General features: G+C 66.2%; 11 protein-coding genes and 4 tRNA genes. 8 read left to right on the forward strand and 7 right to left on the reverse strand.

Annotation, left to right across the window (positions count from 1 at the left end; all coding sequences use genetic code 11):
* The first annotated feature begins 12 nt into the window (after positions 1–12).
* From ybgF to ACFO3A_RS02955, 6 genes are all read left to right on the forward strand, one after another.
* Positions 13–765 carry a tol-pal system protein YbgF gene (gene ybgF, locus ACFO3A_RS02930; protein WP_377723849.1) on the forward strand — a complete coding sequence of 251 codons (753 nt, stop codon included), beginning with the start codon at positions 13–15 and terminating at the stop codon, positions 763–765.
* 6 nt (positions 766–771) lie between these two features.
* Positions 772–1,608: a tRNA threonylcarbamoyladenosine dehydratase gene (locus ACFO3A_RS02935; RefSeq protein ID WP_377723851.1), complete on the forward strand. Its 837-nt coding sequence runs from the start codon at positions 772–774 to the stop codon at positions 1,606–1,608.
* A gap of 72 nt (positions 1,609–1,680) precedes the next feature.
* A tRNA-Lys gene (locus tag ACFO3A_RS02940) sits at positions 1,681–1,756 on the forward strand.
* Positions 1,757–1,796: 40 nt separating this feature from the next.
* Positions 1,797–1,872, forward strand: a tRNA-Lys gene (locus ACFO3A_RS02945).
* Positions 1,873–1,917: 45 nt separating this feature from the next.
* Positions 1,918–1,993: transfer RNA gene (locus tag ACFO3A_RS02950), tRNA-Lys, on the forward strand.
* Positions 1,994–2,032: 39 nt separating this feature from the next.
* Positions 2,033–2,108: transfer RNA gene (locus tag ACFO3A_RS02955), tRNA-Lys, on the forward strand.
* Positions 2,109–2,188: 80 nt separating this feature from the next.
* On the opposite strand, the gene ACFO3A_RS02960 is transcribed toward ACFO3A_RS02955, so the two are convergent.
* The 4 genes from ACFO3A_RS02960 to ACFO3A_RS02975 form a co-directional block, all read right to left on the reverse strand.
* A complete protein-coding gene (locus tag ACFO3A_RS02960; protein ID WP_377723853.1) occupies positions 2,189–2,398 on the reverse strand; it encodes a YgaP family membrane protein in 210 nt (69 codons plus the stop codon).
* Positions 2,399–2,477: 79 nt separating this feature from the next.
* Positions 2,478–3,893, reverse strand: a complete 1,416-nt coding sequence (locus ACFO3A_RS02965; protein ID WP_377723855.1) for a TolC family protein — start codon at positions 3,891–3,893, stop codon at positions 2,478–2,480.
* A 35-nt stretch (positions 3,894–3,928) separates the two neighbouring features.
* A complete protein-coding gene (locus ACFO3A_RS02970) occupies positions 3,929–7,207 on the reverse strand; it encodes an efflux RND transporter permease subunit (protein WP_377723856.1) in 3,279 nt (1,092 codons plus the stop codon).
* A gap of 1 nt (position 7,208) precedes the next feature.
* Positions 7,209–8,291, reverse strand: coding sequence for an efflux RND transporter periplasmic adaptor subunit (locus ACFO3A_RS02975; RefSeq protein ID WP_377723857.1), 1,083 nt, complete (start codon positions 8,289–8,291; stop codon positions 7,209–7,211).
* A gap of 99 nt (positions 8,292–8,390) precedes the next feature.
* Here ACFO3A_RS02975 and ACFO3A_RS02980 point away from each other — a divergent pair, with 99 nt between their 5' ends.
* Positions 8,391–8,729, forward strand: coding sequence for an ArsR/SmtB family transcription factor (locus ACFO3A_RS02980; RefSeq protein ID WP_377723859.1), 339 nt, complete (start codon positions 8,391–8,393; stop codon positions 8,727–8,729).
* Positions 8,730–8,877: 148 nt separating this feature from the next.
* On the opposite strand, the gene ACFO3A_RS02985 is transcribed toward ACFO3A_RS02980, so the two are convergent.
* The 3 genes from ACFO3A_RS02985 to ACFO3A_RS02995 all read right to left on the reverse strand — a co-directional run bounded on the left by ACFO3A_RS02985 (position 8,878) and on the right by ACFO3A_RS02995 (position 13,486).
* Positions 8,878–10,932 carry a M3 family metallopeptidase gene (locus ACFO3A_RS02985; RefSeq protein ID WP_377723861.1) on the reverse strand — a complete coding sequence of 685 codons (2,055 nt, stop codon included), beginning with the start codon at positions 10,930–10,932 and terminating at the stop codon, positions 8,878–8,880.
* Positions 10,933–11,044: 112 nt separating this feature from the next.
* Positions 11,045–12,277, reverse strand: a complete 1,233-nt coding sequence (locus ACFO3A_RS02990) for an MFS transporter (RefSeq protein WP_377723862.1) — start codon at positions 12,275–12,277, stop codon at positions 11,045–11,047.
* 45 nt (positions 12,278–12,322) lie between these two features.
* Positions 12,323–13,486: a metallophosphoesterase gene (locus tag ACFO3A_RS02995; RefSeq protein ID WP_377723864.1), complete on the reverse strand. Its 1,164-nt coding sequence runs from the start codon at positions 13,484–13,486 to the stop codon at positions 12,323–12,325.
* Positions 13,487–13,710: 224 nt separating this feature from the next.
* Between ACFO3A_RS02995 and ACFO3A_RS03000 the strand changes: the two genes are divergently transcribed.
* The gene (locus ACFO3A_RS03000) at positions 13,711–14,463 is read left to right on the forward strand and encodes a M48 family metalloprotease (RefSeq protein WP_377723865.1); all 753 of its coding nucleotides are present in this window, start codon (positions 13,711–13,713) and stop codon (positions 14,461–14,463) included.
* The last annotated feature ends 106 nt before the right edge of the window (positions 14,464–14,569 follow it).

The raw sequence follows: 14,569 nt of genomic DNA on the forward strand, positions 1-14,569 counted from the left end.
TTTTTCCAAGAGATGCAGATATTCCACTCCCCAGTCCGCCATATCGTCCGTGCCAGCGCGGTGCTGGGCATCAGCCTTGCCTGCCTGCCCAGTGCCCATGCCTTGTTTGAAGATGCCGAAGCGCGGCGTGCCATCCTGGAACTGCGCCAGCGTTTCGACGCCAGCGCCCAGGAAAACGCCCAGATGCGCCGCAGCTTGCTCGACTTGCAGGCCCAGATTGAAACCTTGCGTTCCGATTTGGCTCGCTTGCGCGGTCAGAACGAGCAGTTGGCCCGCGAGGCCTCCGAAATCCAGCGCACGCAAAACGATCTGGTGCAGGGAGTGGATGAGCGCCTGAGCCGGTTCGAGCCCGCCGAGGTGCAGGTCGATGGCCTGCGCTTCATCGCCCAGCCGCAGGAGCGCAACGATTTCGAGGTGGCGCTGGAACAGTTCCGGGCCGGGGACTTTGCCACGGCACGCAAATCCTTCGCCGCCTTCATCAACACCTACAAGCAAAGCGGCTACATCCCCTCGGCGCGTTTCTGGCTGGCCAATACCCAGTACGCCGCGCGGGACTACAAGAACGCGGTGCAGAACTACCGGGCCGTGGTCAATGCCGGGCCGCAGCACGAGCGTGCGGCCGAAGCTGCCCTGTCGCTGGCCAATTGCCAGATCGAGCTGAAGGACACCAAGGCGGCCCGTCAGGTGTTGCAGGCACTGCTGCGGGACTATCCTGGTTCCGAGGCTGCCGCGACCGGCAAGCAACTGCTCGATAGCTTGAAATAACGCCGCATGTCTGCGCAACCCCCTGCCATCGCCGACGTTGTCGGCGATGCTTTTTTTTCCGACCAGAATTTTTCCGATGCCGATCTGGAGCGCCGTTTCGGCGGTCTGCAGCGTTTGTATGGCGTTGACGGCGCGGCCCGAATCCGGGCCGCGCACGTCGTTGTCGTCGGCATTGGCGGCGTGGGTTCCTGGGCCGCCGAAGCCCTGGCCCGCAGCGGTGTGGCCCGCCTGACCCTGGTCGATCTGGACCATATCGCCGAATCGAACATCAACCGGCAGATTCATGCCCTGACCGCCACTGTCGGGCAGGCCAAGGTTCTGGCCATGCAGGAGCGCATTGCGCAAATCCATCCGGCCTGTCAGGTGACGGTGGTCGATGACTTCGTGACGCCCCGGAACTGGCCCGGTGTGCTGGCCGGCCCGGTTGATGCCGTGATCGACGCCTGCGACCAGGTCAGCGCCAAACAGGCCATGGCGCAGTGGGCGCGGCAGACGCGCCAGTGCTTCATCACCGTCGGGGCGGCAGGCGGCAAGCGGCTGGCGCACAAGGTGGATATCGACGATCTGGCCCACACTACCCACGACCCCCTGCTGGCGCAACTGCGCTATCGGCTGCGCAAGCACCATGGCGCGGCGCGGGACGGCAAGAAAATCGGCGTTCCCTGCGTTTTCAGCCGCGAGGCGGTGGCCCCGCCCGATGCGTCCTGCCAGCTGGCACAGGGCACCGATGGCAGCCTCAATTGCCATGGCTACGGCTCGGTGGTGGCCGTGACGGCCACCTTTGGCCAATGTGCGGCAGGATGGGTGCTGGATCAGCTGGCCCGGCAGGCTAAAAAAGCCTAGTTTTTTCTGGAGCGCAAAAAATTACTGCTAGAATTGCGGTCTTCGCTGATTGCGGTTTGCCGTAACCAGCATGGGTCTTTAGCTCAGTCGGTAGAGCAGCGGACTTTTAATCCGTTGGTCGTGGGTTCGAATCCCACAGGACCCACCACTTCTCTTTCTGTCGCTCGAACCTCTGGTTCGGTGAGCGCGGGTCTTTAGCTCAGCTGGTAGAGCAGCGGACTCTTAATCCGTTGGTCGAGGGTTCGAATCCCTCAGGACCCACCATTCTCTTTTTGTCTTCTGTCGCTCGAACTTCGGTTCGTCTGGCGCGGGTCTTTAGCTCAGTCGGTAGAGCAGCGGACTTTTAATCCGTTGGTCGTGGGTTCGAATCCCACAGGACCCACCATTTTTCTTGTTGTCGCTCGGACTTCGGTTCGGTTGGCACGGGTCTTTAGCTCAGTCGGTAGAGCAGCGGACTCTTAATCCGTTGGTCGAGGGTTCGACCCCCTCAGGACCCACCAGAACAGATAACCCGCTACAGCTTTCCAGTTGTAGCGGGTTTTCTTTTCAGATCGTAAATACGTTCTCAGATCAGCGCTGCTCAACAGCCGGGCTGGACGCCCAGTTTGCGCAAGATGCCCTCCAGCAGACACCATTTCGTCAAGCCGCTTTGCAGCAGGTTTGCGCCGACGAATGCAGTGAATGCCAGGAACCATTGGCTGACGAAGACCGGGCTGCCGGGGGTGCCCAGGGCCAGGGATGCGAGGATGAAAATGCCGGCCAGCAGGCGGACGAGTTGCCAGGAGGTCATGGTGGTGTGCCTTTCCAGAGTGGGTAAAAAATCAAGAGAAAAGTGGCTTTAGCCCTTATGGGTTAAGCGCTGAAAGCTATTAGTTTTGGTTGTTGGGCTGGCTTGCCGCCAGGCTTTGGTTGGCGTGCTGCAAGGCGCTCTCATCCAGTTGGCCGGCCAACTGGGCCAATTGCAGTTGTGCTACCAGCAGGCTGCTGCGGGCCTGGGCCAGCGCCAGGGTGGTGGCGGCATGGTCGTTGTCGGCGTGCAGCACGTCCAGCACGGTGCGGTCGCCTGCCGTCTGGCCGGTGCGCGTGGCGTCCTGGCGGGCGGCGCTGGCGTGCAAGGCGGCTTCCAGGGCACGCACCTGCTGCACGCCGGTTTGCTCGCCCAGCCAGGCAGCATGGACTTGCCGGGCCACTTCGGCCTGGGTGGCTTCCAGCTGGGCCTGGGCGGCCAGCCATTGAGCCTGGGTTTCTTCGGCCTTGGCCGAGCGGTAGCCGCCGGTGTAGAGCGGCACGGTGAGCTGCACGCCGATCAGCGCCTGGGTGTCTTTGGTGCGGGCATGGTGGCCAAAATCGCCCCGGCCCGACAGGCGCTGCTGCTGCGCCTGGGCGATCAGGTCCAGTTTGGGTGCTGCGCTGGCGCGGTGCTTGCCGGCCTCGGCCTGTGCGGCATCCACCGCGCGTTGTTGCAGGCGGATATGGAAGTTGTATGCAGCCGCACGCTCCTGCCACAGTTCCAGCGCCTGGCCCAGGGGGGCGATGGCGGTCGGCAGGTGCGGGGCCAGAGTTTCCGCCGGCAGGCCGGTGGTGTCGTGCAGCTGGCGGCGCTGCACTTCCAGCGTCGCTTGCGCTGCCAGGCGCCGGGCCTGCAACTGCGCCTGCTGGGCGCGGGTTTCGTGGACGGCGGTGATGGGGGCGGCGCCCAGGTCGAAGCGCTCCTGCGCTTCGGCAAAGGCCTGATCGACGGCGGCCAGTTGCTGGTCGAGGACGCGCAACGCCTCCTGCGCCACGGCCAGATCGAGGTAGTGCCGGGCCGTGCGCAGCATGGCCGCTTGCTGGGCGGCTTGCCATTGCAGATCGCCCATGTCGGCGCTGGCGTTCAGTTGCTGCTGCTGGGCCCGGCGCTCCGGGTTGAAGAGCGGCTGGCTGGCCTGTAGCGCCACCTGGGTGGCGTTGCCGTGGGTGACCGAGGTGCCGAAGTCCACTCCGTTGCTGGTGCCCATGCCGGGTGCGGTGAACTGCGCCCCCTGCATCTGCGTTTCGCCATAGCCGCGCCCGGCGCTGGCTGTCAGGCCGATGCTGGGCCGCCACAGCGCCTTGGCCTGCTGGCGTTGCGGCTGGGCGCTGCCGTGCGCGGCCCGGGCGGCAAGCAGTTGGGGATCGTGGGTCTGTGCGGCCTGCCAGGCTTGCAGCAAATCGGTGGCCTGGGCGGGCAGGGCCGTGAGCAGGGCGCAGGCCAGGGCCGCTATCGCCAGGGGGCCGGATTTTGAATGAAATTGGCCTTTTTCCATTGATGGACTTGCGGTAATAGCTCTTTTAATCATAGTCATGCGGCCTCTCCTTGGGGGCTGGCCTGGGCTGCCGGGCCGCGCACCACGTCCAGGCGGTGGCGGTAGGCGATGTAGTACAGCAGGGGGATGACGACCAGCGTCAGCACCGTGGAGACGGCGATGCCGAAGATCAGCGAAATCGCCAGCCCGTTGAAGATCGGGTCGTCCAGGATGAAAAACGCCCCCAGCATGGCTGCCAGCCCGGTCAGCAGGATGGGCTGGGCGCGGGTGATGGCCGATTGCACGATGGCTTGTTTAAAGTCCTGCCCGGCCTGCACCTGCAGGCGGATGAAGTCCACCAGCAGGATGGAGTTGCGCACGATGATGCCGGCCAGCGCAATCATGCCGATCATGCTGGTGGCGGTGTATTGCGCCCCCAGCAGGGCATGGCCGGGCATGACGCCGATGATGGTCAGCGGGATGGGCGCCATGATGATGAGCGGCGTCAGGTACGAGGCAAAGTGCGCCACCACCAGCAGGTAGATCAGCAGCAGCCCCACGGCGTAGGCGGCGCCCATGTCGCGGAACGTCTCGTAGGTGATCTGCCACTCGCCATCCCACTTGATGGCGTAGCCCCGGTAAGGGTCGCCGGGCTGGCGGATGAAGTATTCCTCCAGCGTGCCGCCATCGGGCGCAACGATGTCGGCAATCGCACTGCGGGCGGCAAACATGCCGTACAGCGGGCTATCGACTTTGCCCGCCATGTCGGCCACCACCAGATTCATGGGCAGCAAATCCTTGTGGTAGATGGGTTGCTCGCGCAGGGTGTCGGTCAGCGTGACCAGTTCCCGGATGGCCACGGTACGGCCATCGGCGGTGCGCACGGGCAGTTGCAGCAGGGCCTGCAGGTCGCCGTGGCGCTCCTGCGGCAGTTGCAGCAGCACGGGAGTGGGGTATTTGCTGCCCGCATCGCGCAGCCAGGTGGCGGCTTCGCCGGCCAGGGCGGCGTGCAGGGCGCTGACGATGGCTGCCTGCGGCACGCCCATCAGCGCGGCCTTGCGCTGATCGACCAGCACCAGCTGGCGCGGCGCGGCGGTGATCGAGGAGTCGTCCAGATCGACAATGCCCCGGGTTTTTGCCAGCGCGGCCCGCACGGCCAGCGCCATCTGGCGGCGGCCTTCGGCGTCCGGCCCGTAGATTTCCGCCACGATGGGCGAGAGGACGGGCGGGCCGGGCGGCACTTCCACCACTTTCACATTCGCGCCCAGCTTGGCACCGATGGCTTGCAGCGCCGGGCGCTCGCGCATGGCGATGGCGTGGCTCTGGTCCTTGCGGTCGTGTTTGTCCTTCAGGTTCACCTGGATGTCGCCCACCTCGCCGCCGCTGCGCAGGTCGTACTGGCGCACCAGACCGTTGAAGTTGATCGGCCCGGCGGTGCCCGCGTAGGCCTGGTAGTCGGTCACTTCGGGCACGGTGGCCAGGTGGGCGGCCAGTTCGTGCAGCACGGCTGCCGTGGCCTCGGGCGGGGTGCCCGCCGGCATATCGACGATGACCTGGAACTCGGATTTGTTGTCGAAGGGCAGCATCTTCAACTGCACCCAGCCCAGCACCGGCAGCAGCATGGACAGGGCGATCAGGCCCACCACCGCCAGCCCGAGCAGGCTGCGGTTGCGCCGGCCCGATTGTTCGTCCAACAGCGGGCTGAAGATGCGTCCGAACAGCGGCGCCAATTTGGCGGAAATGCCGGTGTGCCCCTGTGCGGCTGCGTGGCTTGCGCCATGGCTTTTCATCCACAAGCGGGCCAGCCAGGGCGTGACGGTAAAGGCCACGGCCAGCGAAATCACCATGCCCATGCTGGCGTTGATCGGGATGGGGGCCATGTACGGCCCCATCAGCCCGCTGACGAAGGCCATCGGCAGCAGCGCGGCAATGACGGTGAAGGTGGCGAGAATCGTCGGCCCGCCCACTTCATCGACCGCACCGGGGATGAGCTGGGCCAGGGTCTTGTCCGGGTGCAGCGCCTGATGGCGGTGGATGTTCTCCACGACCACGATGGCGTCATCGACCAGGATACCGATGGAAAAAATCAGCGCGAACAGCGACACGCGGTTCAGCGTGAAGCCCCAGGCCCACGAGGCAAACAGCGTGGCCGCCAGCGTCAGCCCCACGGCCACGCCGACGATCACCGCCTCGCGCCGCCCCAGGGCAAAAAACACCAGGGCCACCACGCTGGCGGTGGCAAACAGCAGTTTCTGGATCAGCTTTTGCGCCTTGTCGTTGGCCGTGGCGCCGTAGTCGCGGGTTTCGGCCACCTGCACGTCTGCCGGGATGACGGTGTTGCGCAGTTCATCGACGCGCTGCATCACGGCCCGCGCCACGTCGATGGCGTTGGCACCGGCTTTTTTCGTCACCGCCAGGGTCACGGCCGGGTATTCGGCGGCCTGACCGTCGGCAACCTGGCCATGCCAGACATAGTGCTGCGCAGGCCGGGGGCCGTCGCTCACTTCGGCAATGTCTTTCAGAAAGACGGGTTTGCCTGCGCGGGCGCCGACCATGATGTCCGCCACCTCCTGGGCGCTGGCCAGCAGCGGCCCGGCTTCCAGCGTGACCGACCGGTTGCCGCCCAGCAGCTCGCCCAGCGGCAGGCCCTGGTTGGCCGATTGCAAGGCGCCGCGCAGGTCGTCCACGGTGATGCCGCTGCTGGCCATCCGCGCGGCATCGAGCTGCACCAGCACGGCGCGGCCTGGGCCGCCGATGGTGGTCACGGTGCGGGCGCCGGGCACGCGCATCAGCTCGGCCTCCATGCTGTGCGCCACGCGCTCCAGGGCAAAGGCGCCGGTGTCCGGGGTGTCGCTGAACAGTGTCAGCGTGACCACCGGCACGTCGTCGATGCCTTTGGGGCGGATGATCGGTTCCAGCGCCCCCAGGCCGCGCGGCAGCCAGTCGGCGTTGCTGCGCAGGGTGTCGTGCAGGCGCACCAGCGCCTCGGTGCGCGGCACGCCGACCGCAAATTGCACCGTCAGCACCGCCATGCCGGGGCGCGAGACGCTCATCACATGCTCCACGCCCAGCATCTGCGCCAGCACCTGCTCGGCAGGGGTGGCAATCATCTGCTCCACGTCCCGCACCGCAGCGCCGGGGAAGGGCACGATGACGTTGGCCATGGTCACGTCGATCTGCGGCTCTTCCTCGCGCGGGGTGACGAGTACGGCAAACAGGCCCAGCAGCAGCGCCAGCAGGGCGAGCAGGGGGGTGATCTGGGCGCTTTGGAAGGCGGCGGCAATGCGGCCGGAGATGCCCATGTGCCCTGGGGTGTGTTCTGGTATCCGGCTCATATCAGCGCACCCTGGCGGCTTTTTGCGGTTCCAGCGCGATCTGGTCGCCGGGGCGCACGCCACTCAAAATTTCGATCTGCTCGCCTTGCGCCAGCCCCAGGCGCACCTGGCGCAGTTGCGGCTGGCCGTTGGCCCCTTGCACGTACACCCCGGTCATCTCGGCGCGGCGTACCACGGCCTGGGCGGGGACAAGGATGCGCCCGGGGCGGGTTGCCGGGTCTGTGCTGGCGCTGGTGGCATCGGCAGGCAGCCACAGGCGGGCAAACATGCCGGGCACCACCCCGGGCAGGTTCCGGGGCAGGGCCACCCGTACCGGCACGGTGTGCGTCAGCGGGTCGGCACTGGGCAGCACCTGCACCTGGGCGGCCGCCACGGTCAGGCGCGGGGCCGTGCTGCCGGTCAGTTCGACCTGCACCTCGGCGGCGTGGCGCAGGGCTTCGGCCTGCGGGCTGGACAGTTGCGCGGTAATGCGCAGGGCGTCGGGGTCGTACAAGGCCACCAGCGGCGTGCCGGGCATCGCCATGTCGCCCAGGGTGACGGGCACGCGGGCCACGGTGCCGTCAAACGGCGCTTGCACCGTGTGCCATTGCGATTGCGTGGCTGCTGCCCCGGCCTGGGCCTGCAGGGCACGCACCTGCGCCTGGGCGGCCTGCCACTGGGCCTGGGCGCTGTCCAGGGCGGCCTGGCTGATGTAGCGCTTGGCAAAAAGCTGCTGCTGGCGCTCGTATTCCTTCTGCGCCACGGCCAGTTGTGCCTGGGCGGCGCCCACCTGGGCCTGGCTGGCGGCTGCGCCCTGGCGGGCCATGCGGGCATCGATCTGCAGCAGGGTCTGGCCCTTTTGCACCGTGTCGCCGGCCTGCACGTTCAGGGCGACGATGGCCCCGGGCACCTGGGCCGCGATCAGGGCATCGCGCACGGCCTCGACCCGGGCCTCGTGGCCCGTCCAGCCGGCATGGTCTGCGGCTTGTACGGTGTGGTAGGGCAGCGGGGCAGCAGGGGTGCCGGTTTGCGCCCAGGCCAGGCTGCAGGCGGTCAGCCCTGCAAGCGGGAGCCAGCGCAGCCAGGGGAAGGCGGAGACAGCCATGACGATTCCTTTATTAGTTATTTAAGCAATCAATTAAATAATCAATAATGTATCATGATTTCCCGTTTCTGCCCTTTCCTGCCATCCTCCTCCGCCGCCATGCAAGACCTTCCCCCCCAAGCCCTGGAACAAGTCGCCGCCTACTTTCAAGTGCTGGCCGAGCCTACCCGGCTGCACATCCTGAACCTGCTGCGCCAGCGCGAATACAACGTGGGGGAACTGGCCCAGGCCTGCGGCTATACGGCGGCGAACATCTCGCGCCACCTGTCGCTGATGACCAAGCAGGGCATGGTCACGCGCGAAGGGCGCGGCACCAGCGTGTACTACCGCCTGGCCGACGATTCGGTGGATGCGCTGTGCGATCTGGTCTGCGGCAACATCGCGCGGCGGCTGGCGCAGGCGGCTGCGGCCAGCGATGCTTTCCGGGCGGCGCTGTAGACAGGGCAAAGCGTTGCTGCTCTTGTAAATGGAGCTTTTACCGCAGATGTAAAAAGGGTTTCAGATGATTTTCTATCTGAAACCCTTTGTTTGTATGCGGTAGAAGCTCTTTTATCAATAGCTTTCCCGCCATGTCCGGTCTGGACGGCTAGGCGTCAGCAGTCACCGGCTCGGCCATCCCCTGGTGGCGCAGCAAGGCATCCAGTTGCGGCGCCCGGCCCCGGAAGGCGGTGAAGTTTTCCAGGGCGCTGCGGCTGCCGCCGCGTTCCAGGATTTCGTGCAGGTAGCGCTCGCCGGTGGCGCGGCTGTGGCTGCCGTCGGCGTTCTGCGTTTCTTCAAACGCGGCGTAGGCGTCGGCGGACAGCACTTCGGCCCATTTGTAGCTGTAGTAGCCCGCCGCGTAGCCGCCGGCGAAGATGTGACTGAAGGTGTTGGTGCTGCGGTTGTAGGGCGTGGTGGGCAGCACGGCGACTTCGTCGCGCACCTGTTGCAGCAGGGCCAGGTAGTCGCCTGCCGGGTCGTGGCGGGTGTGCAGCAGCATGTCGAACAGGGCAAATTCCACCTGGCGCAGGGTTTGCATCCCGGCCTGGAAGTTTTTGGCGGCGACCATTTTGTCGAACAGGGCACGCGGCAGCGGCTCGCCGGTCTGCACGTGGGCGGTCATGTGGCGCAGCACTTCCCATTCCCAGCAGAAGTTTTCCATGAACTGGCTGGGCAGCTCCACCGCATCCCACTCCACGCCGTTGATACCGGACACGTCCTTTTCCGCCACCTGGGTGAGCATGTGGTGCAGGGCGTGGCCGGATTCGTGGAACAGGGTGATCACGTCGTCGTGCGTGAGCAGGGCGGGCTGGCCGTCTACCCCGTCGGCAAAGTTGCACACCATGTGCGCCACCGGGGTTTGCAGCTGGCCGTTGTCCGGGCGCTGCCAGCGGCTGCGCACGTCGTCCATCCACGCGCCGCCGCGCTTGCCGGTGCGGGCGGGCTGGTCGAGGTAGAACTGCGCAATCGTCTTGCCGCCGCGCTGCAGGGCGTAGAACTGCACGGCGGGGTGCCACACCGGGGCCTGGTCGGGCACGATGGCCACGTCGAACAGGGTTTCGATGATCTTGAACAGCCCGGCCAGCACCTTGGGCGCGGTGAAGTATTCCTTGACCTCCTGTTCGTTGAAGGCGTAGCGCTGTTCCTTGAGCTTTTCGGCGATGTACGTCCAGTCCCAGGGCTGCGGGTCGTTCAGGCCCAGGTGCTGGCGGGCGAAATCGCGCAGGTCGCGCACGTCCTGCTCGGCATAGGGGCGGGCGCGGTGGGCCAGATCGCGCAGGAAGGCGATGACTTCCTCGGGCGTATCGGCCATTTTGGGCACCAGGGACACCTGGCCGAAGTTGTCGTAGCCCAGCAACTGTGCTTCTTCGCGGCGCAGGGCCAGGATTTCTTCGATGACGGCGCGGTTGTCGTACTGCCGGCCTTCGCCCTCGGCCTGGTCGGAGGCGCGGGTGACGTAGGCGCGGTAGAGCTTTTCGCGCAGGGCGCCGCTGTCGGCAAACTGCATCACCGGCAGGTAGCTGGGGATTTTCAGGGTGAGCTTGTAGCCGTTCTTGCCCTCGGCCTGGGCAGCGGCGCGGGCGGCCTGCTGCACGTCGGCGGGGATGCCGGTCATTTCCTCGGCGCTGGCGTAGTAGGCCCAGCGGTCGGTGGCGTCCAGGGTGTTTTCGCTGAACTTCTGCGCCAGGGCGGCGCTGCGCTCCTGGATGGCGGCAAAGCGCTCTTTGGCCGCGCCCTGCAATTCGGCGCCCGAGAGGACGAAGCTGCGCAGCGCATTGGCGTGGGCCTTGCGCTGTGCGGGGTTCAGGGCGTTCACGTCCATGGCCTTGTACTTGGCGTACAGGCGCTCGTCGGCGCCCAGGCGCGTCCAGAACTCGGTCACCACCGGCAGGGCGGCGTTGAAGGCGGCCCGCAGTTCGGGCGTGTCGGCCACGCTGCTTAAATGGCTGACGGCGCCCCAGGCGCGGCCCAGGGCTTCGGTGGCGGTGTCCAGCGTTTTGGCGACGGCCTGCCAGTCGGCGGGAAAGTCCGGCGCGGTGACGGTTTCCAGCGCCGCGTCGGCGCGGGCAACGAGCTGTTCGATGGCGGGGGCAACGTGGGTGGCCTGGATCTGGTCGAACAGCGGCAGGCCCGAAGTGTCAAGAAGGGGATTGGTGGTCATGGCTGGCATGTTGTGGTGCGGCGTGGGGATTCAAGCTTTTGTTTTTACGATAGCTTGTACCGCTTATAACACAATGGTTTCAGCATCATCCAATGCTGAAACCATTTGACCATCAGCGCAAAGAGCTATTCATTTTGCGGCCCTGCCAGACCATCACCACCAGTACCAGCACCACCAGCGGCTGCATCCCCAGGTTGATGCCGTTCCAGCCGACGCTGTGCAGCAACTGCCCGGAGCCGAACGAGGCCACGGCCACCGTGCCGAACACCAGGAAGTCGTTCAGCGCCTGCACCTTGGTGCGCTCGGCAGGGGTGTAGCACTCGGTCAGCATGGCGGTGGCGCCGATGAAGCCGAAATTCCAGCCCACGCCCAGCAGGATCAGCGAACCCCAGAACTGCGGCAAATCCTCCCCGGCCATGGCCAGCAGGCCGGAGGCGGCGATCATCACCAGCCCCAGGGCGGTGATCTTGCGCTTGCCGAAGCGCCCGATCAGCCGCCCGGTAAAAAAGCTCGGGCCGAACATGGCCAGCACGTGCCACTGGATGCCCAGGGCGGCTTCGCCCACGCTGTGCCCGCAGCCGACCATGGCCATCGGGGCCGCCGTCATCAGGAAGGCCATCAGCCCGTAGCTGACCACCCCGGCCGCAGCGGCGGCGATGAATTGCGGCGTGGCGGCAATCTGCGCCAGAGGGCGGGCCGTGCCGGTGGCGGCCAGCTTTTTCGGCGCGGGCAGGCGCAGCAGCAGCACGACCGGCAGGGCCAGCGCGGCCAGGGCGGCCTGGCTGTAGAAGCTGCCGGCAAACGGCGTGGCGGGCAGGGCGTCGCGCGTCCAGATCACCACCTGCGGGCCGATGATGGCGGCAATCAGCCCGCCGACCATGATGCGCGAGATGGCCTTGGCCTGCAGGTGCGCCTCGGCCACCGCATCGGCAGCGGCAAAACGGTAGCTTTGCACGCAGGCGGCGTAGAAACCGGCCAGGGCCGTGCCCAGGCAGAAGGTGAAGAAGTCCGATTGCGCAATCCCCTGCGCGGCGACGATGCCCGACACCACCCCCAGCACCGCGCCCAGCACGTAGGCCCAGCGCCGGCCCAGCCGCTGCATCAGCCAGGCGGCCGGCAGGGTCGAAAGCGCCAGCCCCAGCTGGTAGATGCTGACCGGCAAGGTGGTCGCCGTGGGGTTGCTGGACAGCTGCTGGCCGACCAGCCCGCCCAGCGAGATGATGATCGGCGGCGAGGCCCCGCCCAGCGCCTGGGCCGCCACCAGCAGCCCCAGGTTGCGGGCTTGCAGGGCCGAAGTGGAGGATGGGGTGGAAGGGTCGGAAGAGGGCGCGGCGGCGTTTGGCATAGGCCGTGATTATGGCCTATTTCGTTATTTAATTATTTAGTTAAATTATTCGGGTGATTGCTGGCTGCGCAGCACCAGCACGTCGATGGCCGCAGGCACGCCCAGGCGCAGGGTGAACCCGGCCCACAGCCCGGCGCCGCTGCTGACGAACAGCACCATGTCGCCCACGTCGTAGCGCCCGCGCACGAAGCCGTTGTTCGCCGGGGCCACCACCCATCGGTCGAAGCCCCGGATGTGCCCGCCGTGCGTATGCCCGGCAATCTGCAGATGCACGCTGTGCTGGGCGGCGTACTCGCGGGCCAGCTTGGGCTGGTGCCCCAGCAGGATGTGGAACTGGGCCTGCTGCGCCTGGGCCTGCCGGGCGACGCTGGCGATGTCCGGGGGTACGCCGCCGCCGGCGTTGTGGCTTTGCGCGTAGGCCGGGTCGCCCACGCCCGACAGCGTCAGGCGCTTGCCGCGCACGGTGATGGTGTGGGCCTGGTTGGCCAGGTAGGGCAGGCCCAGGCCGGCAAACACCTTGGCCCAGGCGTCGTAGCCGCTGTAGTACTCGTGGTTGCCGGGCGCTGCCCAGACGCCGTGGGGGGCGCTCAGATCGGCCAGGGCGGCAATGTTCACGGCCTGGGTGGCCACGTCGCCGTCGATCAGATCGCCGGGCAGCACGATCAGGTCGGGCCTGGCCGCATTGGTGCGGTTGACCACCTCGCGCACGTAGAAGGCATTGTTGATCGGGCTGGCGTGCAGGTCGGCAATCACCGCGATGCGCAGCCCGTCCAGCTCGGGGGGCAGCCTGGCCAGCGCCAGCTCCTGCTCGCGCACCTCGGGCAGGCGCAGCCCCTGGATGGCCCCGTGGCCGCAGACCAGCAGCAGCACGCTCATCGCCAGCAGGGTGTAATGCGGCTGCCACAGGTGCCGGGCCAGCCCCGGTGCGCCCAGCATCTTGCCCAGCAGCGCCAGCCCATCGCGCAGCAGCGCCAGGAGCCACGCCGCTGCAATGCTGGCAAACAGCCAGCCGGCAGGCACTTGCAGGTAGGCCACCGTTGTGTAACTGACGGCGGTATTGCGTGCCGCCCAGATCAGCAGCACAGGCATGGCCCCCAGCAATGCCGTCACCACCGTCGCCGCCGCGTAGTAGCGTTTGCCTGTGGCCAGCAAGGGATGCCACAGCCACAAAGCGGCCAGCAGTGCGATAGGGGGAAGCAAATTCAGCATGGATTCTCGAAAAATTGGTACGTATGTTGTGCCCTGCAGGCAAAGCAGGTGAGCATAACAAGCGCTTGTGTAACGCTTGCGTAAACGGAGGTAACGCCCACAGGGGGCGGGTGTTTGCGCAAAGAGGTGTAAACGGTCGTAAGAACGGGTACGCAAGGGCATCGGCGGCCCGGTGCTGGGCTACGCTTTGGCGTTTTTTTACTTTTGAGAGAGAAAGGGGATTTATGCGCAAGACATTGGCAGCAACGGTGTTGGCGGGCAGCCTGGGTTTGGCCGGTTGCGTCACGATGGACGTGAACAGCGCCGTGGGGGTGGGTGCCACGGCCATGAAGGCCATGTCGCTGACGGACGACGAGGTGGTGGCCATGTCCAACCAGTCGTGCGAGGAGATGGACGCCCAGAACAAGGTCGCCCCGGCGAAAAACAAATACACCACGCGCCTGAACAAGGTGGTGGCCAAGATGCCCAAGGAAATCGACGGCAAGAAGGCGGTCTACAAGGTCTACCTGACGTCCGACGTGAACGCCTGGGCCATGGCCAACGGCTGCATCCGGGTCTACAGCGGTCTGATGGACTTGATGAACGACGACGAGCTGCGCGGCGTGCTGGGCCATGAAATCGGCCACGTTGCCCTGGGGCACAGCAAGAAGCGCATGCAGACGGCCTATGCCGCCACTGCCGCCCGCCAGCTGGCCGCGCAAAGCAGCAACGCCACCGTGGCGGCGCTGACGCGCTCGCAGGCGGGCGATCTGGCAGAGAAGTTCCTGAACGCGCAGTTCTCGCAATCGCAGGAGCTGGATGCCGACGGCTACTCCTTCGACCTGCTCACCAGCCTCAAGCTGGAGCGCAAGGGGCTGGTCACCGGCTTCCAGAAGCTGTCCAAGATCAGCGGTGGCGATGGCTCCCTGCTCAGTTCCCACCCCGGTTCGGACGAGCGGGCCAAGCGGATGCAGGAGCGCCTGAGCGCGAAGAAATAAACTGTCGCCTTGCATCGGTGCAAAAAGGCACGCGGCAACCGGCGCCGCGTGCCTTTTTTCGTTGCGCATCCGGGAGTGCATGGGGCGCGGGGATAATCCCGCCCCT

It is taken from the genome of Comamonas nitrativorans (genome assembly GCF_042654765.1).
Classification (GTDB): Bacteria; Pseudomonadota; Gammaproteobacteria; order Burkholderiales; family Burkholderiaceae_C; genus Comamonas; species Comamonas nitrativorans.